Source organism: Streptomyces sp. NPDC056738 (assembly GCF_042790435.1).
GTDB lineage: Bacteria > Actinomycetota > Actinomycetes > Streptomycetales > Streptomycetaceae > Streptomyces.
In genome coordinates this window covers 368,893-386,277 of sequence record NZ_JBHTZF010000002.1, presented here as the reverse complement: position 1 = coordinate 386,277, position 17,385 = coordinate 368,893, and the positions used below count along the sequence as shown (strand labels likewise).

Annotated in this window: 14 protein-coding genes; 13 read left to right on the top strand and 1 reads right to left on the bottom strand. The window is 72.9% G+C overall.

Annotated elements, in window-relative coordinates:
* The first annotated feature begins 97 nt into the window (after nt 1–97).
* Together ACFRIC_RS05425 and ACFRIC_RS05420 are read left to right on the top strand one after the other, a co-directional pair.
* On the top strand, nt 98–1,267 hold the full coding sequence (locus tag ACFRIC_RS05425; protein WP_382779722.1) for a lactate 2-monooxygenase: 1,170 nt from the start codon (nt 98–100) through the stop codon (nt 1,265–1,267).
* On the top strand, nt 1,264–2,238 hold the full coding sequence (locus tag ACFRIC_RS05420) for a 2-hydroxyacid dehydrogenase (protein ID WP_382779719.1): 975 nt from the start codon (nt 1,264–1,266) through the stop codon (nt 2,236–2,238). The genes ACFRIC_RS05425 and ACFRIC_RS05420 overlap by 4 nt, the downstream gene beginning before the upstream one ends.
* 26 nt (nt 2,239–2,264) lie before the next feature.
* On the opposite strand, the gene ACFRIC_RS05415 is transcribed toward ACFRIC_RS05420, so the two are convergent.
* Nucleotides 2,265–4,310, bottom strand: coding sequence for an RICIN domain-containing protein (locus ACFRIC_RS05415; protein WP_382779716.1), 2,046 nt, complete (start codon nt 4,308–4,310; stop codon nt 2,265–2,267).
* Between the two features lie 550 nt (nt 4,311–4,860).
* On the opposite strand from ACFRIC_RS05415, the gene ACFRIC_RS05410 reads away from it, so the two are divergent.
* The 11 genes from ACFRIC_RS05410 (at nt 4,861) to ACFRIC_RS05360 (ending at nt 17,292) form a co-directional block, all read left to right on the top strand.
* Nucleotides 4,861–7,236, top strand: a complete 2,376-nt coding sequence (locus tag ACFRIC_RS05410; RefSeq protein WP_382779713.1) for a SpoIIE family protein phosphatase — start codon at nt 4,861–4,863, stop codon at nt 7,234–7,236.
* A 176-nt stretch (nt 7,237–7,412) separates the two neighbouring features.
* Nucleotides 7,413–8,681, top strand: coding sequence for an arsenic transporter (locus tag ACFRIC_RS05405; protein WP_382780816.1), 1,269 nt, complete (start codon nt 7,413–7,415; stop codon nt 8,679–8,681).
* Nucleotides 8,682–8,686: 5 nt separating this feature from the next.
* A complete protein-coding gene (locus ACFRIC_RS05400) occupies nt 8,687–9,247 on the top strand; it encodes a universal stress protein (RefSeq protein WP_382779710.1) in 561 nt (186 codons plus the stop codon).
* Between the two features lie 137 nt (nt 9,248–9,384).
* Complete coding sequence (locus ACFRIC_RS05395) at nt 9,385–10,218, top strand: phytanoyl-CoA dioxygenase family protein (protein ID WP_382779706.1); 834 nt, start codon at nt 9,385–9,387, stop codon at nt 10,216–10,218.
* 211 nt (nt 10,219–10,429) lie between these two features.
* Nucleotides 10,430–11,287: an endo alpha-1,4 polygalactosaminidase gene (locus tag ACFRIC_RS05390; RefSeq protein ID WP_382779703.1), complete on the top strand. Its 858-nt coding sequence runs from the start codon at nt 10,430–10,432 to the stop codon at nt 11,285–11,287.
* A gap of 11 nt (nt 11,288–11,298) precedes the next feature.
* Entirely contained in the window at nt 11,299–12,591 is a 1,293-nt protein-coding gene (locus ACFRIC_RS05385) for an ABC transporter substrate-binding protein (protein ID WP_382779700.1), read from the top strand.
* 66 nt (nt 12,592–12,657) lie between these two features.
* A complete protein-coding gene (locus ACFRIC_RS05380; RefSeq protein ID WP_382779698.1) occupies nt 12,658–13,620 on the top strand; it encodes a carbohydrate ABC transporter permease in 963 nt (320 codons plus the stop codon).
* Entirely contained in the window at nt 13,617–14,447 is an 831-nt protein-coding gene (locus ACFRIC_RS05375; protein ID WP_382779695.1) for a carbohydrate ABC transporter permease, read from the top strand. Before ACFRIC_RS05380 ends, ACFRIC_RS05375 begins: the two co-directional genes overlap by 4 nt.
* A 6-nt stretch (nt 14,448–14,453) precedes the next feature.
* On the top strand, nt 14,454–15,440 hold the full coding sequence (locus ACFRIC_RS05370) for a carbohydrate kinase family protein (protein WP_382779693.1): 987 nt from the start codon (nt 14,454–14,456) through the stop codon (nt 15,438–15,440).
* Complete coding sequence (locus ACFRIC_RS05365) at nt 15,437–16,756, top strand: alpha-glucosidase/alpha-galactosidase (RefSeq protein ID WP_382779690.1); 1,320 nt, start codon at nt 15,437–15,439, stop codon at nt 16,754–16,756. The genes ACFRIC_RS05370 and ACFRIC_RS05365 overlap by 4 nt, the downstream gene beginning before the upstream one ends.
* A 116-nt stretch (nt 16,757–16,872) precedes the next feature.
* Nucleotides 16,873–17,292, top strand: coding sequence for a hypothetical protein (locus ACFRIC_RS05360; RefSeq protein ID WP_382779687.1), 420 nt, complete (start codon nt 16,873–16,875; stop codon nt 17,290–17,292).
* Nucleotides 17,293–17,385: the final 93 nt, after the last annotated feature.

The following is a 17,385-nucleotide window of genomic DNA, read 5'->3' as shown; positions in this document are numbered from 1 at the left end:
CCGCACGTTGTGCGCACCACGGTGGACGGGACTTGTCACCCTCGCAAGGATCGACCCCGTACAGCGCGGTCTTGGGGACGAGAGGCGGGACGTACGGATGGCGAAGCACTGGGCCGACTTCCAGTACGAGATCTACCTGAACGGGATGACGGGCGCCGTGCCGCGGCTGCCCACCGATCTGACACGGCTGGAGGAGCTGACCGAGCAGCGGCTCGGCCCCGGTCCGGTCGGCTACGTGGCGGGAAGCGCGGGGGACGGCAGCACGGCGCGCGCCAATCGCGCGGCCCTCGCCCGGCGCCGGATCGTGCCGCGCATGCTGCGGGACGTCCACGAACGCGACCTGTCCGTCGAGGTGTTGGGGCGGTCGCTGCCCGCGCCGCTCGCGCTCGCGCCGATCGGCGTGCTGTCCATCATGCATCCGGACGCGGAGTGCGCCGCGGCACGGGCCGCCGCCGCGCAGGGTGTCCCGTACATCCTGTCCTCCGCCTCCAGCACCCCGCTGGAGCAGGTCGCCGCGGCCATGGGTGACGGCGAGCGCTGGTTCCAGCTCTACTGGGCGAAGGACCGCGAGGTCACCCGCAGCTTCCTGGACCGGGCCAAGGCGGCCGGGTTCACGGCGCTGTTCGTCACGCTCGACACCCCGCTGCTGGCCTGGCGCCCGCGCGACCTCGACCAGGCGTACCTGCCGTTCCTGCACGGCGTGGGCACCGCCAACTACTTCTCCGACCCGGCGTTCCAGGCGGGTCTGGCGAAGCCGGTGCACGAGGACCCGAACGCGGCCGTGATGCACTTCGTGAGCATGTTCGCGGACCCCGGCAAGACCTGGCCGGACCTCGCCTTCCTGCGGGAGAACTGGGACGGGCCGATCGTCCTCAAGGGCATCCTGCACCCGGACGACGCCCGCAAGGCCGCCGAGGCCGGGATGGACGGCGTGGTGGTCTCCAACCACGGCGGCCGGCAGGTGGCGGGATCCGTCGCGGCCGCCGACGCGCTGCCCCGCGTGGCGGCCGCGGTGGGCGACCGGCTCACCGTGCTGTTCGACAGCGGCGTCCGCACCGGCGACGACGTCTTCAAGGCCCTCGCCCTCGGAGCGCGGGCGGTGCTCCTCGGACGTCCGTACGCGTACGGTCTCGGCCTCGACGGTCAGGCGGGCGTCGAACACGTCGTGCGCTGTCTGCTGGCCGAGTTCGATCTGACCCTCGCCCTGTCCGGACACGCGAGTCCGGCCTCGCTCGGCCCCGACGACCTCATCGAGGAGACCGCATGACCGTCACGAAGAACGTGCTCGCCGTCGTCTCTCCGCACGTGGGCGGCCGTACCGCCGGGGCTGCGCTCGCCACCCTCTTTCCGGGACAGGCCCGCGTCACCGTCGTGGAGGCCACGGACGAGGACCCCGCCGCGCTGCGCGAGGCGCATGTCGTCGTCACCGGCCTGGGACCGGTGACGGCCGAACACATCGCCGCCGCACCGGACCTGGAGCTGATCCAGTGCGCGAGCCACGGCTTCGACTACGTCGACCTGGACGCGGCCCGCGACCGGGGCGTGCCCGTGTGCAACATCGGATCCAGCGGGGCCGAGAAGCAGAACGTGGCCGAGCAGACCTTCGCCCTCATGCTCGCCCTGGCCAAGCAACTGGTGCCCGCCCACACGGCGTTGACCGAGGCCGACTGGGCGCTGCCCCGGCTGCAGCAGTCGATCACGGAGCTGTCCGGCAAGACGCTCGGCATCGTGGGACTCGGCCACATCGGCGAGGAGGTCGCGCGACGCGCGGTCGCGTTCGACATGGGCATCGTGTACGCCGGTCCCACGCGCGCGTCCGCCGAGACGGAGGACCGGCTCGGCGCCCGCCACGTCGAACTGGAGGAGCTGCTGCGCGTCTCGGACTACGTGAGCCTGCACGCGCCGCTGACCGACGCGACGCGTCATCTCCTGAACGCCGAACGGCTCGCGCTGCTCAAGCCGACCGCGTTCGTCGTGAACACCTCGCGGGGTGCCCTGATCGACCAGGACGCCCTCGCCGACGCGCTGCACGCGGGCGCCCTCGCCGGCGCGGGACTCGACGTCTTCGACCCCGAACCGCCCACCCCGGCCCTGCGGTTGCTCAAGGCCCCGAACGTCGTCCTCTCCCCGCACGTCGCCGGCGTCACCCGCGAGACACTCGTACGCATAGCCCTGGCCGCGGTCCAGAACGCCGCGGACCACATCGCGGGCAAGCCGCCCCTGGACGTCGTCTCGTAACCGGCGGTGACGGACCCGGCGCCCGGCTACGGGCGTTCGGTCCGCCAGTGCTGGATGTCGGAGTAGTCGCGGACCTTGACCACGATGTCGGCGCCGGGGTCCGTGGACGTGGGTGCGACGGCCAGGCCGTCGCGCCCGCGGGACAGCAACTCGCCCTCGTCGGTGAGGTCGTAGCGCAGGTCCTCGCGCCGCTCCGCGTCCTCGACGGCGCAGTCGCCGAGCACGAGCACGCCGTCGTCGGCCTGCGCGTCGAGGCACAGCCCGGGACTGGCGACGCTGCGCAGGAGTCCCTCCCTCTCGTACACCCACTGCTGGGTCCAGGCGGAGGAGCACACGTCCAGCGTGGCCTCGGCGCCCTCCACGGCCTTGGCGTCGCGTATGTCGAGGCACAGGTCGGCGTCCACGTTGCGCAGCCGGGTCCGGTCCCCCTTCGCGGCCGCGGTGGCCGGCGTGGACATCACCGGCGGGACCTGGGTTCCCTGGGTCGGCGACAGGGTCCGGCTGCTGCTGGCCCCGATGGCGGCGGCTGAGTCGGTGCCGCCCTCCTCGTTCGGCCACAGGCTCACCGCGAGGACCGTCGCCACGAGTGCGGCCGAGAGTCCGGCGCCGGTGACCAGGACCTGCTGGGACCCCTCCGCCGACTTGGCGGCCCGGCGTCCCGTCGACGCGAACGGGGGCTGCGCACGGCGGCGTCCGCCGGATCGCCTGCCGCCTCCCGGGCTCGCACCGGCTGCGAGGCGTCCTTCGGCGCCGAGGTCCGGGCCCGAAACCGGGCCCAGGCCCGAGCCCGTACCCGGGCCGGAGGTCGAACCCGGGCCCGAGCCCGACCCCAGGCCCGCACCTGAGCCCGCGCCCGAACGTCCCTCGGCTTCGACGCCTCCGCCCACACTGGAGAAGTCCTCGCCGCCGAAGCCTCCGTCGCCGAAGGCCCCCTCGGCACCGATGCCTCCGTGGCCGAAGGCCTTCTCGCCACCGAAGCCTCCGCCGCCGAAGGCCCCCTCGGCGCCGGGTCCTGCGGCCATGCCGAAGCGCTCCTCGGCGCCGGGGCGTCCGCGGACCGCCGGGGACTCGGCGTTCTCCGCGCGTAGGTCGTCCCCGGAAGCCGCGCCGCCCTCCGCGGACCGCTCGCGGTTCGCGCGGCGTCCCTGGCCCGGGAGGCGGCCGCTCTTCGCGGGCCCCTCGCCGTCGCGCGACCGCCTGCCCCGGAACGGGGAGACGCTGCGCGGCAGCAGCCCCTGCCGTCCGCGCGACCGGCGCGAGTCGAAGTAGCGGCGGGCGCCCCAGCCCAGTACCGACTCGGCGATCAGCACTCCCAACCCGCCCTCGAAATGGCCGAGTTGCGCCGCCGCGTGGCGACAGTAGGAGCACTCCGACAGATGCCTGCGCACATCCGGCAGCAGGGCCTCGCCACGCCGGATCGGCGCGTCGAGGAGCCGGTTGTGGAAACGGCATTCCCTCGTCGGGGCGAAATCCAGATGGGCCCGAAGACAGGCCTGGCGGAACTGCTCGCGGGCCTGTTCCCAGGCGGCCACCGCGATGGGCTCCTCCATGCCGAGAAGTCCCGCCGGCACGGACAGCGATTCGGCCTCCACCTCGGTGTGCCACAGCAGGCAGCGGGCGGCGCCCGGAAGGCCCAGGAAGGCGTGTTCGGCGAGCTTGCGGTTCTCGCCCGTCATGGACTTCGCCGCGCGCATCCCGCGGCCCCCCGCCGGTTTCCGCAAGGCCGGCAGAGCCTCGCACATCCGGTCGTCCGCGGCCCAGGTCCGTACGGTGTCCCGTACCGTCACGAGGAGTTCGGGCCGCAGCGCGAGCGCCTGCTCGCCCTCCGCGACACCGTCGAGGACGTGGCGGAAGGAAGCCTCGGTCACCAGAGAGGCGACCCGCGACGACGTGGCGAGGCAGATCACCGCGTAGTCGTACGCCGGCCGCCAGTGCCGGGCCGTCAGCAGGGCCACAGGGCGCGTGGTGTCGGCCTCCGCCCCGCCTCTGAGCACGGCGGCGAGTTCCTCGTCGGGCTCGCCGAAATATCCGCCCGGCGGACGGTCGGGCAGCGGCGGGTGGGGGGTGCGCACGGGAGCGGGTTCCTTCCGAGGTGCGATTGGCACACAGGACGTGCTGGCCCGTCGAAAAGGAATCCCGATTGGTGTGGACCTTTTGACGGAGCGCCGGGAGAACGGCCGGGGACGAAGGCCGTGCGGCGACCGTCGCCCAGGGAGCCTCTTGGGCTCGTCGACAGCCGGGAATGGCGAACAGCGATTCAGACCCGGCCCTTGACCAAGCGCGGGAGGCTCACCCTCGCACAACACACTCGTCACCAACAAGGCGCACGAGCGAGATCAGCCTTATTGAAATCACGTCAAAAGCGAACGGCGGCCCGGCCGTGCCGTGACGGCCCTCGCCGCCCGACGAGCGCCGTGCGAACCGTGCGCGCGCACCCCCGTCCACGCACGCTCCCTGCGCCTGGAACACCGCTGAACGCGCATCCGTGCGCAGGGCCGTTCCCCACGCACGGTTGTCCGGGCTCTCCGCGTTCGAGGGTGCGGACGACGCCCAGCCACTAGTCTGGAACCCGGACGACGCGCAGGTTCACTGTGAGTGTGCGTACAAGGGAAAGTGGCGACGATGAGCCCGGTCCACCCCCTCGACGAGGCCGCCACCGCACGGGCGGTCATCGACGGGAACGGCACCCTGATCCACTGGAGCGAGGGCGCCCGCCGGCTCCTCGGCCACAGCCCCGAGGAGGTCGAGGGCCGCCCGGCGGCGGATCTCCTGGCCCCAGGAACCCCGGGTTCCCTCCCGGGGTCGGCCGGCGACCGCCGGTACGGAGTGCTCTCCCTGCGCCACCGCGACGGCCGGACCCTGTCCGTGTGGCTGCTCGCCCACCGCCTGGAGCGGGACGGGGCCTGGCTCGTGGTCACGCCGCTGGAGGGCCGGGAGCCCCGCGCCCTGGAGGACCCGCTGGTGCGCGCCGTCCTCGCGCAGGCGCCCTGCGCCATGGCCGTCTACGACGAGCGGCTGCGGCTGTACGGGCTCAACGACGCGATGTCGGAGGTGACCGGCCTCCCCGAGGACCGCATCCGGGGCCTGAGGGTCTCCGAGATCGGCTCCCGGCGGAACGGCGAACTGCTCGAACGGGAGATGACCGAGGTCCTCGCGTCCGGCCGGGCCCGTGCCGTGGAGACGTACGCGCGCGGCGGCGGCGAGGAGCGGGCGCACCACTGGCTCGCGCGGATCGCCCCGCTCACCGACACCCACGGACGCGTCATCGGCGTGTGTGTCTCCGCGCACGACTTCACCGAGCAGTACCGCGCGCGTGAGCGGCTCCAGTTGGTGAACGAGGCGAGCGTGCGCATCGGCACCACCCTCGACGTCACCCGGACGGCCCAGGAGCTGGCCGACGTCTGCGTCCCCGCCCTCGCCGACTTCGTCAGCGTCGACCTGCTCGACCCGCCGGAGGACGGCGGCGAGTACGACATCGGGCCCCCGGCCGCCCCGGTCACGCTCCGCCGAGCGGCCCACCGGTCGGTGAACCCGGGCAGCCCGGAGGCGGTCCTCGAACCCGGCGACGTCGACGCCTATCCCGCGACCTCGCCGCAGGCCGACTCGCTGATCGCCGGCCGGCCCCTCGTCGCGCCGAACGCGACCGGCACCCTGGAGGAGTGGCTGAGCTGGGACGGACCGCGCGGCAGGCATGTGCGGGAATACGGCGTCCACGCCACGATGTCGGTGCCCGTCCGGGCCCGCGGCCGGACCCTCGGGGTCGTCGTCCTCAGCCGGTTCCGGCGGCCCGACCCCTTCACCGCCGACGACGTGCTGCTCGCCGAGGAGGTCACGGCCCGGGCCGCCGTCTGCATCGACAACGCCCGCCGCTTCTCGCGCGAGCGGCAGACCGCGCTGGCCCTCCAGCGCAGTCTCCTCCCCCAGTCACTCCCCCGCACGGCGGCCCTGGAAGCGGCTTCGCGCTATCTGCCCGCGGCGCGCGCCGGGGTCGGCGGCGACTGGTTCGACGTGATCCCGCTGTCCGGGATGCGGGTCGCGATGGTCGTCGGCGACGTCATCGGCAACGGCATCCAGGCCTCGGCGACGATGGGCCGGCTGCGCACCGCCGTCCGTACCCTCGCCGACATCGATCTGGCCCCGGACGAACTGCTCACCCACCTCGACGACCTCGTCGTACGGCTGTCCGTCGAGGCCGGGTCCGAGGGGACGACGGGAGAGGTGGGCGCCACCTGCGTCTACGCGGTGTACGACCCGGTCTCCCGGCGCTGCACGCTCGCCAGCGCGGGCCATCCGCCGCCCGTCGTCCTGCCGCCGGACGGGCCGCCCCGGCAGATCGACGTGGCGCCCGGTCCGGCGCTCGGCCTGGGCGGACTGCCCTTCGAGTCGGTCGAACTCGACCTGGCCGAGGGCACGGTGCTCGCGCTGTACACCGACGGACTGCTGGAGAGCCGCGACCGTGACGTCGAGGCCGGGCTCCGGCTGTTCTGCCGCGCCTTGCAGGAGTCGTCACGGGATCTGGAGGGGGCGGCCCACGCGATCCTCCAGGCGCTGCTTCCCGCCGGCGGCGCGCCGGACGACGTGGCGCTGCTGCTCGCCCGTACGCAGGGGCTCGCCCCGTCCAACGTGGCGACCTGGGACATCCCCGCCGACCCCGCCCTCGTCGCGCCGATCCGCAAGCAGGTCGCCGATCAACTGGAGCTCTGGGGCCTGACCGTGGCCACCTTCACGGCCGAGCTGGTGGTGAGCGAGCTGGTCACCAACGCCATCCGCTACGGCGAACCGCCCATCAGGCTGCGGCTCATCCACGACACCGAGATCCTGATCTGCGAGGTCTCGGACAGCAGTCACACCGCTCCGCATCTGCGCCGCGCGAAGACGTTCGACGAGGGCGGGCGTGGTCTGCTCCTCGTCGCCCAGCTCACCCAGCGCTGGGGCAGCCGGCACACGCCGGAGGGCAAGACCATCTGGGCGGAGCTGTCCCTCCTCGGCGAGGAGTGAGCGCGCGGGGGCCTCTGAGCGAGGGCGACGAGGCGGGCGGCGACGCGAGGGGGAGGGTGTTCACGGGCCCGCGCCGCCCCGTCTGATGTGATGGAGGCGCCGCCATCACCGCCCGGAGGAACACCATCCTGTACAGCCCGCTCGTCCAAGGCGTCCCCGGCGCGACCGGCACCGCCCTGGCCACCGCCCTCGCGAGCCCGGCCGCCGAGGCCCTGTCCGTCGTCCTGCTCGCGGCGGTCCTCGTGTGCGCGGTCGTCCGGCCGTTCAACTGGCCGGAGGCGGTCGTGGCCGTGCCGGCCGCCGGCCTGGTCCTGGCCACCGGGGCGATCTCCTGGGACCACGCCCGCGCGGAGGCCGCCCATCTGGGTCCGGTGATCGGGTTCCTGGCGGCGGTCCTCGTCCTGGCCAAGTACTGCGACGACGAAGGGCTCTTCCAGGCGTGCGGCGCCTGGATGGCCCGCTGGGCCGCGGGACAGCCGGGCCGGCTGCTCACCGCGGTGTTCGCGCTCGCCTCGGCGATCACCGCGGTCCTCAGCCTGGACGCCACCATCGTGCTGCTCACCCCCGTCGTCTTCGCGACGGCGGCACGGATGGGCGCGCGCCCGAAGCCGCACGTGTACGCGTGCACCCATCTGTCGAACACCGCCTCGCTGCTCCTGCCGGTCTCCAACCTCACCAACCTGCTGGCGTTCACCGCGAGCGGTCTGAGCTTCACCCGGTTCGCCGCGCTGATGGTGCTGCCCTGGCTGGTCGCGATCGGCGCCGAGTACGTGGTCTTCCGGCGCTTCTTCGCCCGTGACCTCGCGGCGGGTGCGGCCCCGCGGCGTGAGGAGGAGCCGCCGCAGGTGCCGCTGTTCGCCCTGATCACCGTGGGCTGCACGCTGGCCGGCTTCGTCCTCGCCTCGGCCGTCGGCATCGACCCGGCCTGGTCCGCCGCCGCGGGCGCGTTCGTCCTGGCCGGCCGGGCTCTCGTCCGCCGCCGCACCACCCCGCTGACCGTGGTGCGCGCGGCCGCGCCGTCCTTCCTCGCCTTCGTCCTCGCGCTCGGCATCGTCGTCCGCGCGGTCGTGGACAACGGGCTCGCCGACGCCCTCGACGACCTCCTCCCGAGCGGCGGTTCGCTGGCGGCGCTGCTCGGCATCGCCGCGATCGCCGCCGTCCTGGCCAACCTGATCAACAACCTGCCCGCGGTCCTCGTCCTGCTGCCGCTGGCCGCCGACTCGGGCGCGGGCGCGGTGCTGGCCGTCCTGCTCGGCGTCAACATCGGACCCAATCTGACGTACGCGGGTTCCCTCGCGACGCTGCTGTGGCGACGTATCGTGCATCAGCACGAACACGGCGTCGACCTCAAGGAGTTCACCCGGCTGGGCCTGATCGCCGTACCCGCGGCGCTGGTCCCCGCCGTCCTGGCGCTGTGGGTCTCGCTCCACGTCATCGGAGGCTGATGGGCATGCGGGTGGTCGTCTGGCTGGTCGAGGGAACCTGGCCCGCGTGCGTGGACGCCGTACGGACGCACGCTCCCGGGGCGACGGACGTGGTGCTGCTGCACGTCACGGACCAGGCGGTGCCCGGTCTCGCGCACGGCGCCTTCGCCGGGCTCCTCGGGCGCGGACGGTCAGAGCCCGATCCCGGCGACCTCCTGGAGACCCTGGGCACGGCCTCCGCTGCGGAGCTCCTCGACGCGGCGGCGGAGCGGCTCGGGGGCCCGGCGACCCGCGAGGAGCGCACCGGCCGGGTGGAGCGGGAGGTCGTCGCGGCGGCGGAGGGCGCCGGGCTGCTCGTCCTGGCCCGCGACGGCGACCGCAGCCGGCTGGGCCCGCACAGCCTCGGACCGGCCGGACGCTTCGTCGTCGACCACGCCCCCTGTCCGGTGCTGCTGGTGTGGCCCGAACCGGCACCGGACGTCACGACGCTGCCTCCCCCGCCCCCGCATCCGCCGCACCACCCGGACCATCCGCACCACCCCGAGCACCCGCCCCACCCCGAGCACCCGGGCGACCCGCGTCCCTGAGCACGCCCGCCCGGCGGACGCCCGGTCGTGTGGCGTGCCGCCGCGGGCCGATCCGCTCCCGCGGGGTGGGTGAGACCCCCGGACGGGGTAACCGCCCGGTGAGGGGCACGAGGGGCACGCCGAGAGGGGACGGTCGTATGGCGGTCACGGACAGGAGCGCGCTCGGCCCGTTCGAGGAGGACGGCTTCGTGGTGCTGCGCGGGCTGTTCGCCCCGGACGAGATCGACACGCTGTGCGCGGAGTTCGCGGCCCTGCACGAGGCCGGCCCGGTCCCCGGGTACTTCGAGCCCCGGGCCCCGAGGACCGGCGGCACGGAGTTCGGCGGTGTCGGGACCGGCGCCCCGGCCGACCCGCTGCACGCCTTCCCCCGCTTCATGCACCCGCACCGCGTCAACGCCCTCTCGCTGCGTCTGCTGCTCGACCCGCGGGTGCGGGACGTCCTCGAGGTCCTGCTGGGGGAAGAGGTGCTGGCCGCCCAGAGCATGTTCTACTTCAAGCCGCCCGGAGCCCGCGGCCAGGCGTTGCACCAGGACAACTTCTATCTGCGCGTCGAGCCCGGCACGTGTGTGGCCGCGTGGACCGCCTGCGATGTCATCGACCGTGGGAACGGCGGCCTGGAGGTCGTGCCGGGCACCCATCGGATGGACCTGTTCTGCCCGGACGAGGCGGACCCGGCGCTGTCCTTCGCCCGCGAGTACGTACCGCCGCCGGCCGGTCTGACCGCCGTGCCCGTCGACATGGATCCGGGGGACGTCCTGTTCTTCAACGGCAGCCTGGTCCACGGCTCCGGCCCCAACCTCAGCCGTGACCGCTTCCGCCGGTCCTTCATCGGGCACTACGTCGGCCGCTCCACCCGGCGCGTCGGCGGCTTCTACCGCACCCTGACGATGGACGGTGAGGCCGTGGCGCTGCCCGAGAGCGAGGGCGCGGGCCCGTGCGGGACGGACTGGACGGCGACCGGTCCGCACTGAACGCGGGAGCACCCTACCGGCGGCGCCCTCCGCCGAGGCGGTCACTTGACGAAGTCGGGCATGCGCGATTTGATCCTCAGCGTGCCGTGGTGCGACCCGGCACGCAGAGGTGCGCCCAGCCGGTAACGGACCAGGTTCAAGTCCGGCCAAAGTCGCCAGGATCGCTCGAAGCGTCCGAGGCGGGGACGTACTCGCGATTGATGGAGCGGACATGCCCCCCGTCAAACGTGTTCTCCGCACCGGAGTTCTGGGCACGGCCACGACCCTGGCCGGCCTCCTCGTGCTCGCGGGCTGCGGCGCGGGCAAGGACACCAGCGCGTCACCGAAAGCGACTCCCCGCCCCGGGCGGACGGCGACCTCCGTACAACTCCCGCCGCTCCACGCGGGGTTCGACTACCAGATCGGCGGCGCCTACCCCCCGGCCGCCGACGTGCGCATCGTCAGCCGCGACCGCTCGTCCTCCCCGGCGCGCGGCCTCTACAACATCTGCTACGTCAACGCCTTCCAGGCCCAGCCCGAGGAACGCGGACAGTGGCCCGCCGACCTGCTGCTGCGCGACGCGGACGGCGAGGTCGTCGTCGACAAGGACTGGAACGAGGCACTGCTGGACATCCGGACGCCGGACAAACGGCGGAGGGTGGCCGAGCGGGTCGGCCGGTGGATCGACGACTGCGCCGACAAGGGGTTCGACGCGGTCGAGCCCGACAACTACGACAGCTACACCCGCTCGCGAAAGCTGCTGACGTCGGACGACGCCACCGCCTTCATCACCCTGCTCTCCCGGCGCGCGCACGCCCGGCATCTGGCGATCGGGCAGAAGAACACCGCGGAACTGGCGGGAGTCCGCTCGCGCACCGGGCTCGACTTCGCGGTGGCGGAGGAGTGCGGCGAGTACGACGAGTGCGGCACGTACGCGAAGGCCTTCCACGACCGGGTGGTGGTGATCGAGTACACCGACGGCGGTCTGCGCAAGGCCCGTGCGGCCTACGGCGGCCGGCTGAGCATCGTGCGCCGCGACGTGAAGGTCTCGACACCCGGCAGCGCGGACTACGTCCGCCGGACGCGCTGACGGAGGCCGGGATGACACACGGGATCGCGCGGCGCCGGCTGATACTGGGAGCGGCCGCCGCCGGAGCGCTGGCGGGCTGCGGAAACCCCTCGGACGGCGTCGGCGCCGACGGCAGGGTGACCGTCGAGCTGTGGCACGGCCAGAGCGACACGGCCAGGAAGGCCCTGGAAGCGCTGGTGGACGAGTTCAACCGCACCCATCCCCGCATCCGCGTGGACAGTTCGGGCGGCGGGGTGGTGGCCGACGCCATGCTCCAGAAGGTGACGGCCGCGCTCGCCGCCGGCTCGTACCCCGACATCGCGTACATCTTCGGCTCGGACCTGGCGAGCGTCGCCCGCAGCCCCCGTGTCGTCGACCTGACGTCCGCGCTGCACGAGGGCGACCCGCCCTGGAACTCCTTCTGGGCGCCGGTACGGGACGCGGTGACCGTCAACGGCAAGGTGCGCGCGGCCCCGGCCGTGCTCGACTCGCTGGCCGTCGTCTACAACAAGAAGCTGTTCCGGCAGGCCGGCGTCCCCTTCCCGAAGGCGGGCTGGAGCTGGGACGACTTCACCGAGACCGCGCGCCGGCTCACCGATCCCGGGCGCGGGGTGTTCGGCACGGGCTGGCCCGGCACCGGCGACGAGGACACCGTCTGGCGGCTGTGGCCGATGATCTGGGACCTGGGCGGCGAGGTGGTCGCCGACGACGGCAAGCGGATCGGCTTCGCCGAGCAGGGCACCCAGGCCCTCACGACGGTCGCCCGGCTGGCCCACGACAAGAGCGTGTACGTCGATCCCAAGCCCGGCAGCGAGCAGATGTACCAGGTGTTCCTGAGCGGCCGGATGGCGATGGTGGCGACCGGGCCCTGGCAGCTTCCGGACATCATCACCGCGAAGGTCGACTACGACGTCGTGCCGCTCCCGACCTACAGCGGCCGGCCGGTCACCATCTCCGGCCCCGACACCTGGACCGTGTTCGACAACGGTTCCGCCCGTTCCCGCGCGGCCGTCGAGTTCGTCCGCTGGATGAACCGGCCCGCCCAGGACGCGCGCTGGGACATCGCTGCGGGCAGCCTCCCGCTCGGCTCGGCCACCGCCGGGCGTCCGGAATGGCGCGAGCACGCCGGGACGACCACCGGACTCGGCGTGTTCACCGACACGCTGACCTCCGCCCGGGTCCGGCCCGTGCACGCGGCCTACCCGCAGATCTCCCAGGCGCTCGGCGCGGCGATCGTCTCGGTCCTCCTCGGCAAGGACTCCCCCGCCCACGCTCTCCGCCGGTGCGCCGACACGGCCGACGCGGCCCTTCTCATCCCCAGGTGACCTCGGTTCGTCCCCGGTGACCCGACTTCAGACGTTCCCAGCCGACTCCGGCTGAAGGAGGCCGTCATGTCCACCCTTCCCCGCGCCCTCACCGTCGTACCCGGCCCCGCGGTGACCCCGGCCGCCGCACGCCGGGCCGCCCGCCGCCGCGGCCGCCGCGAGACGGCCACCGCCTGGGCCTTCATCAGCCCGGCGGTCGTCGTGATCCTCGGTCTGAGCATCGTGCCCGTCGTGTGGTCGCTGCTGCTCTCCTTCCGCGCCGACGACCTGGTCACCCCGGGCCGCTGGGTCGGCCTCGACAACTACCGGGCCCTGGCCCAGGACCCCACCTTCCGTACGGCCGTGGGCAACACGCTGCTGTACGCCGCCCTGTACGTGCCGCTCAGCCTGCTCGGCGGGCTGGTGCTGGCCCTGGCACTGAACCGGCGTATCCGGTTCATCGGCCTCTACCGCACGCTCGTCTTCGTCCCGTTCGTGGTCTCGGCGACCGCGCAGGGCGTGCTCTTCTCGTTCATCCTCGACCCGGAGTTCGGTGCCGCGAACTCCCTGCTGCACAAGCTCGGTCTGTCGCCGCAGGGCTTTCTCACCGACCCGGACCAGGCGATCTATCTGCTGGTGCTGATCTCGCTGTGGAGCGGGGTCGGCTTCTGCGTCGTCGTCTATCTGGCCGCGCTCCAGGACGTGCCGCCCGAACTCGTGGAGGCGGCGCGGATCGACGGGGCGGGCCGCGGACGGGTGCTGCGCCACATCGTCCTGCCGACCCTCACCCCGGTCACCGTGTTCCTGCTGCTGTGGCAGCTCATCACGGCCCTCCAGGTCTTCGACCTGATCTACGTGACGACGAAGGGCGGCCCCCTGGGCTCGACCGGCGTGGTCGTCTACTTCGTCTGGCAGCAGGCGTTCCAGACGTTCACGGCGGGCTACGGGGCCGCGGCGGCGTACGTCCTCGCGGTCGCCCTGCTGCTGGCGGGCGGGGTACTGCGTCTCGTACGGCGCCGGCAGGAACGTACCGAAGGAGCGGTCCGATGACGTCACCCCTCACGTCCCGCCGGCCGAGCGGCTGGCATCTGCTGCTGGCGCCGCTGACCCTGTGCTTCGCGCTGCCGCTGGTGTGGCTGGTGCTCAGCTCGGTCATGTCCGACGCGGAGATCAACCGGTTCCCGCCCGCGCTGTGGCCGAAGGGCGTCGACCTGGGCGGCTACCGGTACGTGCTCGGCAACGCCATGTTCCCGCGCTGGTTCGCCAATTCACTGATCGTCGCGGTCGCGGCCGTCCTGTCGAACCTGCTGCTCGGGGCGCTCGGCGGCTACGCCTTCGCGCGGATGCGGTTCGCCGGATCGCGGACCCTGCTCACCCTGATGCTCGCGACGATGGTGATCCCCTTCCAGCTCACGATGATCCCGACCTTCCTGGTGATGAAGGAGTTGGGACTCATCGACACGCTCGGCGCGCTGATCGTGCCCTCGCTCGTCACCCCGTTCGCGGTCTTCCTGTTCCGGCAGTTCTTCCTGGGGCTGCCCCGCGAGATGGAGGAGGCGGCCTGGATCGACGGGTGCTCGCGGCTGCGGGTGCTGTTCTCGATCGTGCTGCCGCTGGCCCGGCCCGCGCTGGCCACGGTCGCAGTGCTGACGTTCCTGAGCACCTGGAACGACCTGTCCTGGCCGCTCATCGCGATCAACCACGACACGCGGTACACCCTGCAACTCGGTCTGACGACCTTCCAGGGGCAGCACCACACGCGGTGGTCGGCGGTGATGGCGGGCAATGTGATCACCGTGCTGCCCGTCCTGGTCGCGTTCCTGCTGGCGCAGAAGACCTTTGTCCAGTCGCTCACTTCGAGCGGTCTGAAGGGCTAGGCCACCATGAAATCCTTCGATCTCCTCGTCGTCGGCGACGCCAATCCGGATGTCGTCGTCGGCCCGTTGCGCGGCCCCCTGGAGTTCGGTCAGCGCGAACAGCTCGTCGAGCACGCGGGGTTGGTGCTCGGCGGCTCCGCGGCGATCATGGCGTGCGGGGCGGCGCGGCTCGGGCTGCGGGTCGCGTTCGCGGGCCGGGTCGGCGACGACCCCGCGGGCGCCTTCGTGCGCGAGGCCCTCGCCGGGCGCGGCGTCGACGTGGCCTTCCTGGTCACCGACCCGGTCCGGCCCACACCCCTCACGACGGTCGTCACGGCCGCGGACGGGGACCGGGCCATCCTCACGGCGCCGGGCTGTCTCACCGCGACCGGCGCCGAGGACGTGCCACCCGAGCTGATCGGGGCCTGTCGGCACGTGCACGCGGCCTCGTTCTTCCTGATGCCCCGTCTGGCGCGTTCCCTGACACCCCTGTTCGCCCTGGCACGGACGAGCGGCGCGACGACCTCGCTCGACACCAATGACGATCCGGCCGGACGCTGGGACCCCGAACTCCTGCTTCCCGTCATGGAGTTCACCGACTTCCTGCTACCCAACGCGGCCGAGGCGGCCGCCATGTCCGGGGCGGCCGAACCCGGCGCGGCCGCGGCCGTCCTGGCCGGCCGGGGGCCGACGGTCGTGGTCAAGGACGGCGCGAACGGCGCCCTCGCCCACACCGGGACCCGGCTCACGCACGCGCCGGCCGTGGCCGTCGACCCCGTGGACACCGTCGGCGCGGGCGACAGCTTCGACGCCGGTTTCGTCGCCGCGACCCTGCGCGGCCTCGACCTGCGCTCCGCGCTCACGGTGGCCGCGGCCTGCGGCTCGCTCTCGACACGGGCGCTCGGCGGCACGGCGGCACAGCCCACCTGGGACGAGGCCCTCGTCGCGGCCCGCCCGCACCTCCCCGCCCTTCCACCAGCCCTCCGCACCCGCGAGACCAGGAGCACTTCATGAACGACGTCACCGCCCCGAAGATCGCCTTCGTCGGAGCCGGGAGCGTGGTGTTCACCCAGGGGCTGCTGGCCGACCTGTTCACGTTCCCCGAACTCGCGCACGCGCGGATCGCGTTGCACGACATCGACCAGGAGCGGCTCGACACCGCCGAGGGCGCCGCCCGGTACATCGCCGGCGTACGCGGCGCGCGGCCCACGATCACCGCGCATCGCGACCGCCGGGCGGCCCTGGCGGACGCGGACTTCGTCATCAACATCATCCAGGTCGGCATGGACGGCGCGACCCGCACCGACTTCGCCGTGCCCGCCCGCTACGGGCTGCGCCAGACCATCGGCGACACCCTCGGCGTCGGTGGCATCTTCCGGGCCCTGCGCACCTTCCCGGTGTTGCGCGCGCTCGCCTCCGACATGGCCGAACTGTGCCCGGACGCGCTGCTGTTGAACTACACCAACCCCATGGCGATGAACGTCCTCTATCTGAGCCGCATCGCCCCGGAGCTGCGCGTCACCGGCCTGTGCCACTCGGTGTACTGGACGATGCACGACCTCGCCCAGCTCGTCGGCGTCCCGTTCGAGGAGGTCACGTATCTGGCCGCCGGGGTCAACCACCAGGCGTGGGTGCTGCGTTTCGAGCGCGCGGGCCAGGACCTCTACCCGCTCCTGGACGAGACCGTCGCCAAGGATCCGGAGCTGCTGCGCCGGGTCCGCGTGGACATGTACCGGCGCCTGGGCCACTACCCCACCGAGACGAGCGAGCACTCCTCGGAGTACGTGCCGTGGTACCTCCACCACGACAGCGAGATCGAGCGGCTGCGGCTGCCGGTGGGCGCCTATCTGGACATCATCGAGGAGAACGCGGCGAGCTACCGGCGCACCCGCGACGCCCTGGTCTCCGGCGTGCCCCTGCCCGTCGAGGGCACCCTGGAGTACGCGCCGCAGATCATCCACAGCACGCTCACGGGCACCCCCCGCACGGTCTACGGCAACGTGCCCAACCGCGGGCTGATCGACAACCTGCCGGCGGACTGTGTCGTCGAAGTGCCCTGCCTGTCGGACGGCTCAGGGGTGCGGCCGACCCGCGTCGGCTCGCTGCCCCCGCAGTGCGCGGCGCTGAACAGCGCGTACGTCTCCGTCACCGATCTGGTGGTGCGTGCCGCCACCGATCACGAGCCGCGCCACATCCGGCACGCCGCGATGGCCGACCCCGCGACGGCCGCGGCCCTGCCCGTCGAGCGCATCTGGGACCTGTGCGACGACCTCGTACGGGCTCACGGTGATCTCCTCCAGCCCGAGCTGAGGGCGCTGCTGGGCCACTGAGCGGGGAGGGATGTCCGTTCACCGTCACCCTTAGGGGGTGAGGCCGGTGGGGCGCGGGTGTCGCAGGCTCGGTGGTGAGTGGCTGCGGTCGCAGCCCGTGCAACGGAGGTCTCGCCATGGCAACCACCCAGCACCACACCCGCTCCAAGGCCACGCTGACGGCCGCGAGCGGCCTGATGATCTTCGCCTCGGTGATGCTGTTCGTCTCCGGCGTCCTGGACATCCTGCGGGGCGTCATGGCCATCGCCGAGGACGACGTCTTCGTCACCGGCCAGAACTACGTCTTCAAGTTCGACCTGACGAGCTGGGGCTGGATCCACCTGGCGCTCGGAGCGGTCGCCGTGGTCGTGAGCCTCGGCCTGTTCACGGCGGCCACCTGGGCCCGGGTGATCGGCGTCGGCATCGCCGCGCTGCTGATCATCGCCAACTTCCTCGACATCCCGTACTACCCCGTCTGGTCGCTGACGCTGATCGCTCTGTACGGATTCGTCATCTGGGCGCTCTGCGTGGCACGGCCGGACTCGGACACGCCTTAACAGGGGACGGCGCCGGAGCCGGACCGGACCGGGACCGACCGGGCCGGCCGGCATCCGGCGCGAGGTCCGCGGCGCACAGGACGCCCGGGTTCG

Excerpts from the sequence above, each read along its gene's own strand:
- ACFRIC_RS05425 (WP_382779722.1), top strand. The coding sequence starts at position 98 with ATGGCGAAGCACTGGGCCGACTTCCAGTACGAGATCTACCTGAACGGG.
- ACFRIC_RS05420 (WP_382779719.1), top strand. The coding sequence starts at position 1,264 with ATGACCGTCACGAAGAACGTGCTCGCCGTCGTCTCTCCGCACGTGGGC.
- ACFRIC_RS05410 (WP_382779713.1), top strand. The coding sequence starts at position 4,861 with ATGAGCCCGGTCCACCCCCTCGACGAGGCCGCCACCGCACGGGCGGTC.
- ACFRIC_RS05400 (WP_382779710.1), top strand. The coding sequence starts at position 8,687 with ATGCGGGTGGTCGTCTGGCTGGTCGAGGGAACCTGGCCCGCGTGCGTG.
- ACFRIC_RS05395 (WP_382779706.1), top strand. The coding sequence starts at position 9,385 with ATGGCGGTCACGGACAGGAGCGCGCTCGGCCCGTTCGAGGAGGACGGC.
- ACFRIC_RS05390 (WP_382779703.1), top strand. The coding sequence starts at position 10,430 with ATGCCCCCCGTCAAACGTGTTCTCCGCACCGGAGTTCTGGGCACGGCC.
- ACFRIC_RS05385 (WP_382779700.1), top strand. The coding sequence starts at position 11,299 with ATGACACACGGGATCGCGCGGCGCCGGCTGATACTGGGAGCGGCCGCC.
- ACFRIC_RS05380 (WP_382779698.1), top strand. The coding sequence starts at position 12,658 with ATGTCCACCCTTCCCCGCGCCCTCACCGTCGTACCCGGCCCCGCGGTG.
- ACFRIC_RS05375 (WP_382779695.1), top strand. The coding sequence starts at position 13,617 with ATGACGTCACCCCTCACGTCCCGCCGGCCGAGCGGCTGGCATCTGCTG.
- ACFRIC_RS05370 (WP_382779693.1), top strand. The coding sequence starts at position 14,454 with ATGAAATCCTTCGATCTCCTCGTCGTCGGCGACGCCAATCCGGATGTC.
- ACFRIC_RS05365 (WP_382779690.1), top strand. The coding sequence starts at position 15,437 with ATGAACGACGTCACCGCCCCGAAGATCGCCTTCGTCGGAGCCGGGAGC.
- ACFRIC_RS05360 (WP_382779687.1), top strand. The coding sequence starts at position 16,873 with ATGGCAACCACCCAGCACCACACCCGCTCCAAGGCCACGCTGACGGCC.